Here is a 14,548-nt window from a genome sequence, read left to right as displayed (position 1 = left end):
TCGGTCGGTTCAATAGACTCGGTCGAAGCCGCTTCGACTGTGGTATCGGCTGCACTTTCGGTTTCGCTCGAGGTGGGCTGCGACGTGCTTGCCTCGGTGCTGCCCTGCAGCAATTCTTCCGTGTGCGCGCCCGTTGCGCACAATGCCAGCAGACAACCGCAGGTTATCGACAGGACTGGATTCATTCTCAGTACTCCTCATGTTCGTGACGAGCGGTATACTGACGGTGGCGTTTGCAGGAAGTGCCGCTCTCGATGGATTAACAGAGTTGGGCGGCGAAGCAGCTCAGTAAAGTAATCAACCGTTGGCGTAATCCTCGCCAGCGCTTGCTTTGCTCGCCACCGCCGTCTGCGGGTTGCTGGAGGATCGTCACGCAATGGGCAGCCAGCCGATAACACTGCTACTCGATGCGGCGCGCCGAGGCGAGCCGGCAGCGGCCAATGCGCTGTTCAGCGAAGTCTATGCAGAACTCAAGAGTATCGCGCGCTCACAGCGTCGCCGCTGGCGCGGCAATGAAACGCTGAATACCACAGCCCTCATCCACGAAGCCTTCGTCAAACTGTCTGCAAATGACCGACGATCCTATGTCAATCGGGCACACTTCTATGCGACGGCCTCGAAAGCCATGCGTCATGTACTGATGAACTACGCGACGCAACAGAATGCCATGAAGCGCGGAGGCGATGCGGTCCGCGTGCCTCTCGAGGATACGCACCTCGACACCAACGCGTCCGCGGAAGAATTGCTGGCGCTCAATCAATTGCTCGAACGCCTTGAGCAGCGGGACCCAAGAGGCTGCCAGATCGTCGAGTGCCGCGTGTTCGGTGGCATGAGTGTCGAGGAGACAGCCGAAGCGCTCGGCATCTCGGTTGCGACGGTAAAGCGGGACTGGCAGGCTGCGCGCGATTGGCTCTATCGCGAACTCGGATCGCCGCAACCTGGAAACAGCTGATGCGGCGAGAGCCAGACCCGTCATCCGTCGCTGATGCCGAGCGCTATTTTGAACGTCTGGCTGGCGGTGCGCGAATCGCGGTGCTTGCGCAGTCGCCTTCGCCACCGCCTGAGCAGCGGCGCATTGGCCCGTACGAGCTCGTCGAACTGATCGGTCGGGGTGGCATGGGCGCCGTTTATCGGGCAGAACGGGCAGATGGCCAGTTCGAGCAGCGAGTCGCGCTCAAGTTGCTGCCTTTCGGTCTGGGTGGTGAGTCGCAACGCGAGCGTTTTCTGCAGGAGCGGCGCACGCTGGCCCGGTTGAGTCATCGCAATATTGCGCGACTTCTCGATGGTGGCGTTACCAACGATGGTACGCCGTATTTCGTGATGGAATACGTCGAGGGCGTGCCGATAGACGCGTATTGCGATCGGCTCGCGCTTGATGTGACGGCGCGCTTGCTCCTGTTTCGGCAGGTTTGTTCGGCGGTTCGCTATGCACATCAAAACCTGATCGTACATCGCGACCTGAAGCCCGCTAACGTACTGGTCGATGATCGGGGTGGCATCAAGCTGCTGGATTTCGGAATCGCCAAGCTCATCGGTGACGCCGACAGCGGCCGGACTTCCGTTACGGAAGCCGCCGATCGCGTCCTCACGCCGGAATACGCATCGCCCGAGCAAATCCGGGGTGAGGCATTGACTGTAACGACCGACGTCTACTCGCTGGGTGTTCTTCTGTTCGAATTGCTGACCGGCGAGCGGCCGTATCGGATCGCCGAGCGCTCGCTGCCGCTCGTGGCCAAGGCAATCCTCGAGATCGATCCCGCCCGTCCCAGCGACGTTGCACCGGCGGCACGCCGCAGGTCTCTTCGCGGGGACCTCGATGCGATCACGCTCAAGGCGCTGGAGAAGCGTGTGGACCATCGTTACCCGAGTGTCGAAGCGCTGGATGAGGACATCGCCAGGTATCTGGCGGCGCGGCCAGTCAGCGCGCGGCCGGCCAATACGCTCTACCGAATCGGCAAGTTCGCCCGTCGACGAAAGGTGCTGGTGGCTGGCGCTGCTGCGACCGCGGCGAGCCTGTTTGCGTTGGGGGCGCAGACCGTTGCATTCTCGGTCGCAACCGAGAAGCAAGCGGCGGCCGTGGCGCGCGAGAGCGATCGCGCGACGGAGATTCGCGATTTTCTGTTGAACGTGTTTTCGGTTTCTGACCCGAACGAATCGCGCGGCGAGACCATCACTGCGCGAGAACTCCTCGATCGCGGGGCGGAGCAATTGCGCTCGGACTTGCAGCGCCAGCCGGACAGCCGGGCTGCACTGTTCGCAGCCATTGCCACGATATACGAGCGCCTTGGCATGTACGAAAGGGCCGAGACCATGTTCCAGCAGGCCCTGCTGCTTTATCGGCAAAGCGGCGACGCGCACGGAGCTGCGGTGGCAGAAGCGCTCGGTCAGTACGCCCGCATCAAGGAAATCAAGGGCGACTACCGTACCGCCGAGCAGCTCGCGCGTGAGTCGCTCTCGCTCAGTGAGCAAAGGGGCGAGCAAATTGCCATCGCCAGAAGTTCGAATATCCTGGGACGCGTGCTGCATTTGCGCGGCGATTATGATGACGCCGAACCCTACTACCGGCGCGCGCTTGCGATCTACCAGGCGGAGTACGGTAACAACCACGAGGATGTCGCGCTCAGTTTTTCGCATCTTGGCGCCCTGATGGCCCACAAGAACGATTTCGACCTGGCGGAGCAATACCAAACCGAGGCGCTCGCGATTCGGCGCCGGCTGTTTGGCGACGAGGACCTGCGCCTGTTCGGCAGTCTCAACAATCTCGCTGACCTCGCGCAACAGATGGGCAACTACGACCGGGCACTGGAATACTTCGGGCAGGCGCTCGCGATCGCTGACAAGTTCCTTCCGGAGAATCATAGCGACAAGGCATACGTCTATAACGGACTCGGTGTCGTCAATCGAAAACTCGGTCGCTACGACGAGGCCGAGAGATACTACCGGCAAGCGATCGCCCAATCGCAAGCGGTGTTCGGCGATTCTCATCCCACGGTTGCCGGGTATCGTGCCAACCTGGCCAAACTGCTCTACCTGCGTGGTGATCTCGCAGCGGCTGAAGCCAGCTACAGGAACGCCTACGCCGCGCTTGCTGCAGGAACGCCGGACGATCCCTACGTTGCTCTCGTGCGCAGCCGGCTCGGGAGGGTCATGGCCGAACGCCGGGTGAGCCAAGAATCGCAGGTGCATGTACGAGAAAGCTACAGCAAGCTCCTTGTGGCCTATGGCCAGCAAGATGCGCGGACCCGCGAAGCAGCGGACAATATGGCTTTTGTGGAGGCGCGGCTCCGCCCAATCACAGTGAATTTGCGCTAGCGCGCCTGCCGCGCGTGCATCGCAATCTGTTCCTCCCAGCTACGCGGTGAGCTGAACGCACCGCATTTTCGGTATGTCTCTACGCAAGGGCTGCTGATCGATCAACTCGATCACAGCTCAATTCCACGATGCATTCAAAAGGAGACCGACCGATGAAACGTAACAGGATAACGACGCCATTGGCGCTCGCAGCCTTGGGAATGGCGATCGGACCGCTGGCCAACGCCAAGCCCTGCAAGGACGTGGTGTTCAACGTGACCAACAATCACTTCGAGGGCCGTGAGATCGAGATTCGCCAGGTGAAATTCCGCAATCCGCACAAAGGCGGTAAGCAGCAAACCGAGGATGTGAAGAATGTCTGGTGTGATCCAGGCGCCACCTGCAGTACATTGGGCGACAACCTCGCGGATGCGGACAAGGTCGATCTCTACGATATCCAGGTCGTGTTCAAGTATCGCGAGCATGACGGCGGCATGTCGAAGGAGTTCGTCACACAACCGTTTACGCCGACGTACCGCAAGTGCAAGGAAGGCAAGCAGTACGGCCCCATCGTCGTTACGGATTCGCCGTAACAGGGAGATGCCCATGAAACGAATCCTGCGCCTGGAGCATGCGCTTGCAGGTATCGGTCTTTTGTTGTCCGCTTCGGCCAACGCCGCACCGGCCAAATACGACTGTTACCGTTTCGACAAGCTTGCCGAGGACTCGCGCTATACGGTTGGCGATGTAATCGACACCGAGCACGCGGTGATCACGATCAAGCAATATTACACGAACGGTAACCCGGCGATGGCTGATGCACGCCGCGCCGAGGTGGTGAACTCCAAAATTGCCGGTGGCGATTCGCCGGAGCTCAGCGTCTACCTCGTCTCTGTCAATGTCGTACCGAAACAACCGATAACGCGTGTTCGTACGCGCCTTGCTCAAAGCATCAGCCAGAGCGGGGGCTTCGCCAATGCCAATATTGTCGTCAATGGCGAGAAGCACGAGAGCCCGAATGGCTTCGCCGCAATGGATGGCAAGATCATCGGACGTCCTGGTAAAGGCCGCGCGAAGATCACGGCACATATCGCACCGACCGGGTCGGGCAACTGGCACAGCGGAACCTTCGAGCTGGCGTCGAAACCCGGCGAGACCATCGAGAGTTTCACGATCGGTGGCCACACTTGGCGGATTGACGACATGTGTATCGGACTGTAGGGACGTAGCGATTCCGCTCCTGATCCGGGGGTGGACCTGTGGAACCCGGTCTGTCGACCGGGTTCCATTGGTCGGCGAATAGTCAGACCGACCGGATGAATCGAACAACCGCCTGCGTCCATGCCTCGGGCTGCTCGTCAACGATGTCATGCGTGCCGCCTGCCAACTCGACGTAAGCAAAATCAGGACGCAACGCATGAGCGCGGCGCGACATTTCGTAGGCATCATCACCGGTGTTGGTCAGGATCAGGGTACGGCAACGCAGGGCGGCGAGATCTGGCGCCATGTCATGCGCAAATGCTGCCTTGTGGCCGTACCAGGCAGTATCTCCGGCCCAGAGCTGGTCGATCAGGCGCCGATGCATCGCCACCTCATCTGTCCAGCCCGGCGAATACCTCACACGCGTATTCCAGGCCTCCAGCAGATGCGAGCCATCACGCCTGACCTGCAATGCACGCAAGGGCAGGCTGGAAAAATGCGCAAGGTCCTCTGCGCTCAATACAGGCGGTCCGTTCAACACCAGTGAGGACACAAGCCCCGGGTTGCGTGCCGCCATGTTGCAGAGGATAGCCGCCCCGGTGTGGTGTCCAAGAAAATGAGCTGTCCCGAGTCCAAGTCCCTGCACGACCGCCACGAAGGCATCCGCATAGCCAGCGATCGACGGCGGCTGCCGCGGCACATCGGACTGGCCGTAGCCCGGCGTGTCGACTGCGATGACATGCAAGCCCTGCGCGGCGAGCAAAGGCATCGCGCGCTCGAACATCCGCCCGCAGACGGGCGACTGGTGGGCCAGTATGAGGCTGGGGCCCATGCCCGCTTCGTAATAATGTATTTGCCCGAACGGGCCATCCAGGTAGTTCTTGCGCATTGGAATATCCCTGTCGTGGCTGCCTCCCTTGACTGAAATGCGGCGGTAGGCAGCCGGCCTGCGGTCAAGGATACAATTTCCGGCGCTGCGCTGCGCTCTGCGCCCGGATCATTGGCGTCATGGCCGCTGTCAAATAAAGAGAACTCCCCGATGGTCGACGCAAGTCGCAGGCAATTCATGGTGCATGCTGCCAATGCAGGCGTGATCGGAGCCGGACTGCTTGCCGCCGCCGCAGCTCGATCGGCACAGCCGCACCCGCTTCCGGACTTTGCCGACCCGGCGCAACGTCTCGAGGCGAAAGTAAAGATGATTGGCACGCTGGATGAAGCGCCGGTACATACACTGGTGCGCATTCATATATATGGATATGGCCATGAGGGTAATCTCACGCCATTCTTTTCGATGCACAACTATGCAGTGAATTTTTGGCGTCGCCTCGCCAACGGAAATTACCAGGTCAGGGTCTACGAAACCGGAATTTATACCGCCTTTGACAGTCAGGACGTCATCACCGAATGGCGCAATCCATACACCGACGAAATTCGCGAAGTACAGCAGTTCCGCTCGGGGCCGCTCACGGTTGAGTTTGGTCCTGATGGCATCGTTCCCGGGCCCGAGACGACGGTCAAACCCGTCGCGATGGCGATTGAGGTGATCGAAGACAGCATCATCCACAATACGCAGAGTTCGTTCGCGTTCCCGTCACCTTTCATGCCGGAGGAATTTCCCAAGGAAAGTCCAGGCCGGATGTTTTTCTGGGACTCGCACTACACGCACATGAGCCCGGCAAATACCGTCGCGGACCCGAAGGTGAGGAACGCGCCAGCCAATATCACCCTTACCAATCTCGTGTCATGGAACCCCTGGCTCGGCATGGCGCAGCGGCCAGGACGGACATTCGGGCGAGGTGTTGGCCGCAAGATCGACGGCCCGCGGTCGTTGCCACCCCAGGTGCTCGAGGGTCTGCGTGAACACACGCCGCAGGTGCTCGACATCGACAATTGGGGGCCACCGTACAACGATATTGCGGATTACAAGAACAAGCTCAGGAAGGCGAGGGGTTGAACATGCGACGCATCGGAGGCCTTCTTGCCCTGGCGGTGCTGACCGGTTGCGCCGCGGGGGAGGACCCCTTGGTATTGCAGCGCCACGCTCGCGCACCTGCGGATCCGGTGGCCGACGTGGATTGGTACGAGCCGACCGAGGCCGTTGGCACGCAGGAGGGAACGCCGCTCGTTGTCGCGGGGGCCGGTGATCGCACTATCGATGCAAACGTCCTCGACGGGGCAGAACGCTACGCCGCGAGCATGAACAGTTACGGGCTCGTCGTCGCGCATCGTGGCGTCATCCAGCTCGAGTCTTACAAAGACGGATTCAATGCCGGGCGTCGACTCGATTCGCAATCGTTGCACAAACCGCTGGTGGCCATATTGACGATGGCGGCCGTTGCCGACGGCAAGCTGGCGCTCGATGATCCGCTGGCGAAATTCATCCCGCAGTGGCGCGACGATGCACGTGGCAAGATCACGGTTCGCGACGTCCTGTACATGCAGACTGGTCTCGAGGAACCTGCCTTTGCGGCGAGACTGGATAATCGCGCCTATCGCATGTTCATCACCAGCGATCTGGCATCTGCCGTGCTTTCGCTCGGAGCCGAGGATGCGCCTGGCACTCGTTTTCGCGTGCACTATGCTGCGACACAGTTACTGCAAATGGTCCTGGAATCGGCGACGGGCCAGCGTTACGCCGCCTACCTGCAGAATCGGTTGTGGTCGCGCATCGGTGCGTCGCCCGCGCGTGTGCGGCTCGACCGGCCCGATGGCGATGCACAGGTGTTCTGCTGCCTGCAGGCAACCCCGCGCGACTGGCTGCGCATTGGCTTGATGCTCATGCACCACGGCGAGGTTGGCGCCGACGCCGTAATACCGCTCGATGCGTGGCTACAGCTCTTGACGCCATCGCCATTGAACGCCAATTTCGCCATGCAGCAGATCTGGCGTGGCAGTCCATATGCATCGCTGCGTTACCTCGATAGCCGCGAACCCAGGCGCGGCCTGCCGGTTTCCGCTCCATTTGTTGCCGAGGACGTGTTTTTTCTGGAGGGTCGGGGCGGTCAACGCGTGTATGTCGTGCCGAGTCACGAGCTCGTAGTCGTGCGCCAGGGCGAGGTGCGCATGGACTGGGATGACGCGGCGTTTCTCAATCCGTTGATCGCAGCGGCCCCGCCTGCGACAACCGCGACAACGACGGGACGTCCGATTCCGACACCGGCCTATTCGGCGCTACTGCTACCACCCCGCCCCGACTATCAAAAGGACAGCAGTTGGGCCCGGCAGGCGAAGACGTCGCTCAGACCGACGGCGGCTTTCTACGTGCACCCGACGACCTACCGCGAATTTGCGTACTGGAATGCCCCCATCGGCGATCCTGCGATCGATCGCGGTGTCGACGAGGTCGTGGCGGGCCAGGCCAGCGTGCTCGATGATTGCTGTGATGTATTTGCACCACGTTATCGTCAAGCCGCCATCTCCGCACTCGGGGTCAACCGCCAACCCTATGAGCTGGCGTTACTCGATGTGCGGGCCGCCTTCAAACACTTTCTTGAACGAATAGGCGATCGTCCCTTTGTGCTGCTTGGTCATAGCCAGGGTGCGCTCCATGTGCAGCGACTCATGACGGATGTCGTGGACCGGGATCCTGCCCTGTCGAGGCGCCTGGTGGCGGCTTACATCGTCGGAATCCCGGTACCGCAGGCAATGTACACGCAACAGCTCTCGCGGACGCGACCCTGCAACGCACCGGACCAGACAGGATGTATTGCCACCTGGTCAACCTACAGCGCGAATTTTGGGCAATTCCCTCAAGTGCGGAACGTTGTCAGGCAGATGTTCGCACCACTGATGCAGGCAGCGGGCACGCAGGCGATGCAATGCATCAATCCATTGACATGGTCGATCGACGAGCCCAGCGCCGGTCGGCAGGCAAATCGTGGTGCCGCCATGATCGATATGACAACGTTGGCGCTCATGCCGCCCGTAGCCCGGCTGGTGGGTGCGCGTTGCGACGACGGGCTGCTGATCATCGAACCCGACCCAGCGCCACCATTCACCGGCTTCGATCTGATGGGAGGCAACTACCATCTCGCCGACATTGCGCTGTTTCATCGCAACATTGCCGACAACATCGCGCTGAGGGCGGAGGCTTGGCAGCGGCAAAAAGAGGCATCGCGAGCTCGCTGACGTATACTGCACGATCGCAATTTTCCAGGCGGTCCCTGTCATGAAATCTCTGCTTGCATCTTTTCTCCTGGCGTTGTTCGTTTGTGCCGGCGGCATCGCCTTGGCGGAAGAATCCCCCGCATCGACGAGCGACAAATCGGCCAAGGATGAACCGCCGCCCGAAGGCAAGTTATCGGTTACTCATCACCAGGTCCGCATGGGCGGATCCACCATCGCCTATACGGCGACGGCGGGAACCATGCTCATGAAGAACGACAAGGACGAGCCTGTCGCCTTGTTCGGATTCACCGCCTATGTGCGCGATGGAATGGACGCGCGGACGCGCCCGATTGTTTTCGCCTACAACGGGGGTCCCGGGTCCGCGTCGGCGTGGCTGCACATGGGCATCCTCGGCCCGCGTCGCACGGTCATCGAAGATCTTGCGGTCAATTCGCACGGTCCTTTTCGCCTGGTCGACAACGAGTACGGTGTGCTCGATGTGGCCGATCTCGTGATGATCGATCCGGTCGGCACTGGTATTTCGCGCCCGGTTGGCAAAGCCGAGGGCAAGGACTTCTGGGGCGTCGACCAGGATATAGAATCCGTGTCGAACTTCATCGTGCAATACCTGTCGACCTATGGCCGCTGGGCTTCGCCCAAGTTTGTCCTGGGCGAGAGCTATGGCGGCATGCGTACCGGCGGCGTCAGCTATGCGCTATTCACCAAGCACAATGTCGCCCTCAATGGCGTCATACTCGTGTCGCCCTATATGGATTTCGCCTCGGGTAATGCCGGGTTGCGCATGGACGATCCCTATGTGAATTTCCTGCCGACTTTCGCGGCGACGGCGTGGTATCACCATGCCCTGGCGAATCGCCCGGACGATCTGCTGGGCTTCTTGCGCGAAGCGGAACAGTTTGCCGAGGAAACCTATGCGCCTGTCCTTTTCAAAGGGCGTCGCGCCAGCGCTGCGGATCGCAAGACCGTACTCGCCGGGCTCGAGCGTTACACGGGTGTATCGGCGCGCTACTGGGATGCGGCTGATTTGCGTATGGACGAGGGACACTTCCTGCAGGAGCTCGAGCGCGACAAGGGCATCGTGATAGGCCGCGTGGACTCGCGCTATCGTTCGGGCAACATCAATCCGCTGGCGGAGACGATGCTATACGATCCGTACACGAGCGCCGTCGCACCGGCGATCGTTGCCACCTTCAATGACTATTACCGCAACGAGCTCAAGGTCGAAACCGATCGTGAATACGTCCTGTCCGGACGGCTATACGAGAACTGGGACGGTCGCCACGCCCAACCGGATCTCGGCGGTTACAAGTCGCCCGTGGCGAACACGGCGGTCGACCTCGAACAGGTCATGACCATGAATCCCAACATGAAAGTGCTGATCCAGCAGGGGTATTTCGACCTGGCGGTGCCGTATCGCACCGTCGAGTACATACTGGATCACATGCGGGTGCCGGATCCGGTCCGTGCGAACGTCCGCATCGAGTATTACGAGGCAGGCCATATGATGTACGTGCATCCGGCGTCAATGCAGAAATTCCGGCATGATCTCGCGGGTTTCATTGCCGCAGGCAGCCGCTGACGAATATCCCAACGTGACACAGGGTCCTGTGTTGTTTACGAAATCGTAATCATGGGCTCAGGCTGTTGTAGTCAATGATCGCCAATACTTGTCGCATCGTCGGCATTCGGCCGACGACGCCACGACGGACTACAACTGCTCGTCTGGCCGATGTTCGATCATCGCAAGGAGTAAGCCATGATGTCATTCTCATCAAGCCGCGGTGGCACCGCCATCAACGCGGCAATGTTGATCGCTGCGGGTTTCGTCGCCGCCGCACCAATTGCTGCAGACGCTGCCGGCGCGTCGTCGACGACCATCGTGATTCAGGGCAGCCGCGAGACGCGCAAAGTCATCGGTCGCTCGGACATTGGCGCACCTATCGTGCAGGTGGATCTCAGCCACACGGTCAGCTACGCGGATTTGAATCTGGCCAGTGCGTCTGGAGCCGAGACGCTGCGTCAGCGAGTTGATAGTACGGCGCATTTGTTGTGTCGCGATCTGGATCAGCTCTATCCACTTGAGAGCAGCGACCCGATGTGTGCGAAGCATGCCGTCCACATGGCTAAGTCCCAGGTGGATGCGGCTATTGCGGCCGCGAGCGCAAGGCGCAGCGGCTAGGTTGCCGAGTCGACCGGTCCGGGCGCGACAGCTTCCCCGGGCGGTGCTAACGGTCTGCGCCGACCGCAATGCCGGCCGGCGCAGCGTTTTGACGAACGATTGCCTTGACCTGAAGATAGCGCGCGACGCCTGCTTTGCCGAGTCGCGCGCGGCCGAGGCCCGACAGCCTTGTTCCTTCCCACTCGAAGTCCATTACCATGCTTGAGAGGGATGCGTCGCCAATACTGATGAATCCAGCGTCGAGTGCTGACGCGATGCGCTCGGCAGTGGCTTCATCGCCCGCGAAGACATTCGCCGATAGTCCATACTCGGTATCGTTCGCGAGCGCTATGGCTTCGTCGAGACCGTCGAATGGCATCACTGGAATGACGGGCCCGAATGTCTCCTCTTTCATGACTTTCATCGAGTGATTGACCGCTGACAAAACGGTTGCTTCGCACCAGCGTCCGCCCTTGTCGATGATCTTGCCACCCACCTCGAGTTTGGCGCCCCGCGCAAGCGCATCGTCTATGTGTTCGCGGACGATGTCGGCCTGCCGTGCCATGATGAACGGCCCGATCTGGCCTTTTGGGTCATCGCAGGTAAGCTTGACGGTGCGTGTCTGTGCCACGATGCGCGCAAGCAGTGCGTCGTGGATTCGCCGGTCCGCATAGACGCGCTCGAGTGATTGACAGGCCTGGCCGCTCGCGAGCAGCGATGCGCGCACGATGGCCGTGGCGGCCGTGTCCAGGTCGGCGTCCGCTGTGACGATCGCCGGATCCTTGCCGCCGAGTTCAAGAAAGGCCGGAATGAAGCGCCGCGCGGCGTGCTCGGCCACCAGGCGACCTGTACGGACGCTCCCCGTACAGACAACGGCGTCAACATGATCGATCAAGGCTGCGCCGGTGCTACCGGGTCCGCGCACGATGGCGACCACGTCGCGCACCGCCGGCACGGCATCGAAAATCCTGCGCAGGGGCTCGACGTAGCGGGGCGTGACTTCGCTCGGCTTCAACACGACACCGCAGCCCGCCGCAAGCGCCGGCAGCAGGTCGATCATCGACAGGATGACCGGGAAGTTCCAGGGCGCGATGACGCCAACGACGGGGTAGGGCACCAACTGCTGGCGACCGCTGATTCCCGGAATTGCGGCCGGGCGCTGCGCATCGTTTCGCAATACGATCGCGGCAGCATCGATTGCGCGTTGGATCATCTCGCCAACCGCGGCCGTTTCGATGGCCGCGATCCGGTGGCGACCCGTATCGACCTGCAGGCTTTCCCGCAATTGCTCCGCATTGGCTGCAAACGCCTTCGCGAGTTCCCCCAGGGCCTGAGCGCGGCCGGATACGCCAAGCTCGCGCCAGCGAGCCGATGCTGCGCGGACCCTAGCGCAGGCGTTCGCAACCGCCGCCTCGTCCGCTACCTCGAATCGGTAATCTTCCACGCCGGTCAGGGGATTTCTCGCCATCATCGTGCTCGCCATCGACGGTCTCCGCCATGTATCTGAACGGCACTGTCCTGCCGGGCACAAATTATGGCGACATTTTCAACCGGGATCGCAACTACCGCTTGGATCCACCACCTGGCGTTTGGCGCATGCCGCTCGCAGCCCCGGGCCGGAGCACCTATGCTTGGACCATGGATGCCAAGCGCCTGCTGCTCATCTGGGGTGGTCATGAAGGTGGCCGCACCGAACAATTGCGCGACGCGGTTTTGCGTGGTGTTGCGGCGGCAGGCAGCGACATCTGCCTTCGCGCCAAAGCGGCCCTTGTCGCCACCAGCGGGGATCTGCTCTGGTGCGAAGGCCTGTTGATGGGCACGCCGGAGCATTTCGGGTATATGTCAGGCGCGCTGAAGGATTTTTTCGATCGTACTTTCTATCCCGTCGAAGGCCGCACCGAGGGCTTGCCGGTCGGGCTATTCATCAGCGCCGGAAACGATGGCAGCGGCGCTGCCGCGGCGGTCGAGCGGATCAGCATCGGATACCGATGGAAGTTCATTGCGCCGCCGGTCATCGTGGTGGGCGCGCCTGACGCGCCGGCCTTGGCGCGCGTCGAGGAACTCGGGGCGACAATGGCGGTCGGGTTGGTTGCGGGCGTTTTTTGATCAGCACCCGGTCGAGGTCGCGGTCGCAAGCGTATAGACGCAGCTGCTGCTGATTCGAGTGGACGGTCGGAAGATATCGAAAACCAGCATTTCGCGGTTCGCTCCGCAAAGTACGCCGTTGAAGCGCTGGTCGGTGAATTCACAGACGAGATGCTCACGATCGTTCCAATGGTAGCGTCCCTCGCTGTGTACATTCTCTATTAGCTGAGCTTCGCGATGAAATTGCGCGACCGAAAGCACGATTTCGTTTCGTCGATTCACAGTCGAGTCGCCGTGGAAGGTAATCAATTCGCGGTAAACCGTTGCGAACAGAATGCCACCGCCATGAAGATCCGTACGAGCAATAAGTGGTCCGAGATAGGGGCAATCGAGGCGCAACGATCGGCGCGTGTCGGCTGTCACGGCCGGTTACGCGTGCCGCTATGCCTTCGTTCCGGCGCGTAGAGCAACCTGTCGAGGTCGGCTCGCAATCGATTCCAGTCGACGGCGCCATAGGCCGCCAACATACGCCGCTGGGTGCGACGCCAACGGGGCAGCGCACGCGCCAGCACGCGTCGGCCAACGGGCTTCAAAGCCACGGATCGATGCCGCCCTGCGCCGCGCGCGCAGATCTCAAGCCAGCCGCTGCGGGCCATGGGCCGAAGGTTTCGTGACAGCGTGGTTGCATCGACGTGAATCGTTGCGGCAAGCTCGGTCATTGACACCGGACCGGACTTGGCAAGCGCGATGAGAATGGTCAGCTGCGAGACGCGCAGGCCACAGGCGCGCAGCTGATCATCATAGTGGCGTGAAATGGCCCGCGCGGTCCTGCGCAGTGCGAACGCCATGCAGGCGCTGGTTCCGGCGAGATGCAGACGTGGCGTCGTTCGTCCCACTTTCATGCTCATATTTTGACATGTATATGCATGTCAAAGAAGGACCTGATGAATCTGTGATGCAGTCCGTGGCTGGCAAAGCGGGCTCGGCGCAGCATGAGCCATGGTCGCGATTTCATTCACCGGCCTTGGGTTCCTGGCGCCAGCACTGATGGTGCTGCCCTATCTGCTGACCTATTGGCTCTTGCAGCTGACAGTGCCGGCGGGCGGGCGGCTATGGCCCTATTTGCTGGCCGCAACGGCCGCGCTGGTCTTGACCTATGCCATTGGTCGCAGGCTGAATGCGAACGGTATACGCCACCGGTTGTGCAACATCCGGTTCGAGAACTGGGCATTCATTCAATTCGCAATGACTGCTGCAGTCTACGGGCTGTTCTGGCTGGGTGCAGTTTACCCGCCCTGAGGCAGGCGCAAGCGCAAGGCACCGCGAGGGGTGCAGCGCTCCTGCAGTGCGCCGGCTCTAGGTCAGCAGACGAGCATCGATTTCCTGCTCGGCGATCAGCCAATCCTCGAGGTCGTTGCCCGGCGCGAAGCCGCGTCCGGCTGCGCGGTAATAGGCGGCCTTTGCAATCATGTCGTGGCGAGTATCAGGATCGACGAATGCCGTGCTGCGCTCGATGACGCGATTGGCGCGCTTTGGGGAACGTCCCGGCGAGGCGCTCCGGGTCGATCGTCGGGGTGCAGGCGAGGTCGTGGGGGTTCGTTGTGGCATCGGACCGCTCCCTAGCTTGACGAGTTCATACTAGACACCTGTTGCGCCGGCAAGTTCCTCTCACATCGCATCAAGTGG

Annotated in this window: 15 protein-coding genes; 10 read left to right on the top strand and 5 right to left on the bottom strand. The window is 61.1% G+C overall.

The window, feature by feature from the left end:
- Positions 1 to 376: 376 nt before the first annotated feature.
- The 4 genes from R3E77_13915 (at position 377) to R3E77_13900 (ending at position 4,512) form a co-directional block, all read left to right on the top strand.
- Positions 377 to 952, top strand: coding sequence for a sigma-70 family RNA polymerase sigma factor (locus R3E77_13915; protein MEZ5500508.1), 576 nt, complete (start codon positions 377 to 379; stop codon positions 950 to 952).
- Complete coding sequence (locus tag R3E77_13910; GenBank protein ID MEZ5500507.1) at positions 952 to 3,312, top strand: serine/threonine-protein kinase; 2,361 nt, start codon at positions 952 to 954, stop codon at positions 3,310 to 3,312. The genes R3E77_13915 and R3E77_13910 overlap by 1 nt, the downstream gene beginning before the upstream one ends.
- Positions 3,313 to 3,464: 152 nt before the next feature.
- Positions 3,465 to 3,884 carry a hypothetical protein gene (locus R3E77_13905; GenBank protein MEZ5500506.1) on the top strand — a complete coding sequence of 140 codons (420 nt, stop codon included), beginning with the start codon at positions 3,465 to 3,467 and terminating at the stop codon, positions 3,882 to 3,884.
- A 13-nt stretch (positions 3,885 to 3,897) separates the two neighbouring features.
- The gene (locus R3E77_13900; protein MEZ5500505.1) at positions 3,898 to 4,512 is read left to right on the top strand and encodes a hypothetical protein; all 615 of its coding nucleotides are present in this window, start codon (positions 3,898 to 3,900) and stop codon (positions 4,510 to 4,512) included.
- Positions 4,513 to 4,594: 82 nt separating this feature from the next.
- On the opposite strand, the gene R3E77_13895 is transcribed toward R3E77_13900, so the two are convergent.
- Positions 4,595 to 5,380 carry an alpha/beta fold hydrolase gene (locus R3E77_13895; protein ID MEZ5500504.1) on the bottom strand — a complete coding sequence of 262 codons (786 nt, stop codon included), beginning with the start codon at positions 5,378 to 5,380 and terminating at the stop codon, positions 4,595 to 4,597.
- Positions 5,381 to 5,530: 150 nt separating this feature from the next.
- Between R3E77_13895 and R3E77_13890 the strand changes: the two genes are divergently transcribed.
- From R3E77_13890 to R3E77_13875, 4 genes are all read left to right on the top strand, one after another.
- Positions 5,531 to 6,445 (top strand): DUF1838 family protein, encoded by a 915-nt coding sequence (locus tag R3E77_13890; GenBank protein MEZ5500503.1) that lies wholly within the window; start codon positions 5,531 to 5,533, stop codon positions 6,443 to 6,445.
- Positions 6,446 to 6,447: 2 nt separating this feature from the next.
- Positions 6,448 to 8,619, top strand: a complete 2,172-nt coding sequence (locus tag R3E77_13885; protein ID MEZ5500502.1) for a DUF3089 domain-containing protein — start codon at positions 6,448 to 6,450, stop codon at positions 8,617 to 8,619.
- A 40-nt stretch (positions 8,620 to 8,659) separates the two neighbouring features.
- Positions 8,660 to 10,198 (top strand): hypothetical protein, encoded by a 1,539-nt coding sequence (locus R3E77_13880; protein ID MEZ5500501.1) that lies wholly within the window; start codon positions 8,660 to 8,662, stop codon positions 10,196 to 10,198.
- A 177-nt stretch (positions 10,199 to 10,375) separates the two neighbouring features.
- Complete coding sequence (locus R3E77_13875) at positions 10,376 to 10,798, top strand: UrcA family protein (GenBank protein ID MEZ5500500.1); 423 nt, start codon at positions 10,376 to 10,378, stop codon at positions 10,796 to 10,798.
- A 46-nt stretch (positions 10,799 to 10,844) separates the two neighbouring features.
- Here the strand turns inward: R3E77_13875 and R3E77_13870 are convergent, their stop codons facing one another.
- Positions 10,845 to 12,260, bottom strand: coding sequence for an aldehyde dehydrogenase family protein (locus R3E77_13870; GenBank protein ID MEZ5500499.1), 1,416 nt, complete (start codon positions 12,258 to 12,260; stop codon positions 10,845 to 10,847).
- A 155-nt stretch (positions 12,261 to 12,415) separates the two neighbouring features.
- On the opposite strand from R3E77_13870, the gene R3E77_13865 reads away from it, so the two are divergent.
- On the top strand, positions 12,416 to 12,883 hold the full coding sequence (locus R3E77_13865; GenBank protein ID MEZ5500498.1) for an NAD(P)H-dependent oxidoreductase: 468 nt from the start codon (positions 12,416 to 12,418) through the stop codon (positions 12,881 to 12,883).
- Here the strand turns inward: R3E77_13865 and R3E77_13860 are convergent, their stop codons facing one another.
- Together R3E77_13860 and R3E77_13855 are read right to left on the bottom strand one after the other, a co-directional pair.
- Complete coding sequence (locus tag R3E77_13860; GenBank protein MEZ5500497.1) at positions 12,884 to 13,285, bottom strand: hypothetical protein; 402 nt, start codon at positions 13,283 to 13,285, stop codon at positions 12,884 to 12,886. It abuts the gene before it with no gap.
- The gene (locus tag R3E77_13855; protein ID MEZ5500496.1) at positions 13,282 to 13,764 is read right to left on the bottom strand and encodes a MarR family winged helix-turn-helix transcriptional regulator; all 483 of its coding nucleotides are present in this window, start codon (positions 13,762 to 13,764) and stop codon (positions 13,282 to 13,284) included. Before R3E77_13855 ends, R3E77_13860 begins: the two co-directional genes overlap by 4 nt.
- Positions 13,765 to 13,861: 97 nt before the next feature.
- On the opposite strand from R3E77_13855, the gene R3E77_13850 reads away from it, so the two are divergent.
- Positions 13,862 to 14,161, top strand: coding sequence for a hypothetical protein (locus R3E77_13850; protein MEZ5500495.1), 300 nt, complete (start codon positions 13,862 to 13,864; stop codon positions 14,159 to 14,161).
- 57 nt (positions 14,162 to 14,218) lie between these two features.
- Here the strand turns inward: R3E77_13850 and R3E77_13845 are convergent, their stop codons facing one another.
- Complete coding sequence (locus tag R3E77_13845; protein MEZ5500494.1) at positions 14,219 to 14,470, bottom strand: DUF2934 domain-containing protein; 252 nt, start codon at positions 14,468 to 14,470, stop codon at positions 14,219 to 14,221.
- Positions 14,471 to 14,548 lie beyond the last annotated feature (78 nt).

Source organism: Steroidobacteraceae bacterium (assembly GCA_041395505.1).
Lineage (GTDB): Bacteria > Pseudomonadota > Gammaproteobacteria > Steroidobacterales > Steroidobacteraceae > JAWLAG01.
This window is presented reverse-complemented; position numbering and strand designations above follow the sequence as displayed.

Bases quoted from the DNA above. Each gene is read 5' to 3' on its own strand.
- R3E77_13900 (MEZ5500505.1), top strand. From the start codon at position 3,898: ATGAAACGAATCCTGCGCCTGGAGCATGCGCTTGCAGGTATCGGTCTT.
- R3E77_13880 (MEZ5500501.1), top strand. From the start codon at position 8,660: ATGAAATCTCTGCTTGCATCTTTTCTCCTGGCGTTGTTCGTTTGTGCC.
- R3E77_13890 (MEZ5500503.1), top strand. From the start codon at position 5,531: ATGGTCGACGCAAGTCGCAGGCAATTCATGGTGCATGCTGCCAATGCA.
- R3E77_13870 (MEZ5500499.1), bottom strand. From the start codon at position 12,260: ATGGCGAGCACGATGATGGCGAGAAATCCCCTGACCGGCGTGGAAGAT.
- R3E77_13855 (MEZ5500496.1), bottom strand. From the start codon at position 13,764: ATGAAAGTGGGACGAACGACGCCACGTCTGCATCTCGCCGGAACCAGC.
- R3E77_13885 (MEZ5500502.1), top strand. From the start codon at position 6,448: ATGCGACGCATCGGAGGCCTTCTTGCCCTGGCGGTGCTGACCGGTTGC.
- R3E77_13875 (MEZ5500500.1), top strand. From the start codon at position 10,376: ATGATGTCATTCTCATCAAGCCGCGGTGGCACCGCCATCAACGCGGCA.
- R3E77_13895 (MEZ5500504.1), bottom strand. From the start codon at position 5,380: ATGCGCAAGAACTACCTGGATGGCCCGTTCGGGCAAATACATTATTAC.
- R3E77_13850 (MEZ5500495.1), top strand. From the start codon at position 13,862: ATGGTCGCGATTTCATTCACCGGCCTTGGGTTCCTGGCGCCAGCACTG.
- R3E77_13910 (MEZ5500507.1), top strand. From the start codon at position 952: ATGCGGCGAGAGCCAGACCCGTCATCCGTCGCTGATGCCGAGCGCTAT.
- R3E77_13845 (MEZ5500494.1), bottom strand. From the start codon at position 14,470: ATGCCACAACGAACCCCCACGACCTCGCCTGCACCCCGACGATCGACC.
- R3E77_13915 (MEZ5500508.1), top strand. From the start codon at position 377: ATGGGCAGCCAGCCGATAACACTGCTACTCGATGCGGCGCGCCGAGGC.
- R3E77_13905 (MEZ5500506.1), top strand. From the start codon at position 3,465: ATGAAACGTAACAGGATAACGACGCCATTGGCGCTCGCAGCCTTGGGA.
- R3E77_13865 (MEZ5500498.1), top strand. From the start codon at position 12,416: ATGGATGCCAAGCGCCTGCTGCTCATCTGGGGTGGTCATGAAGGTGGC.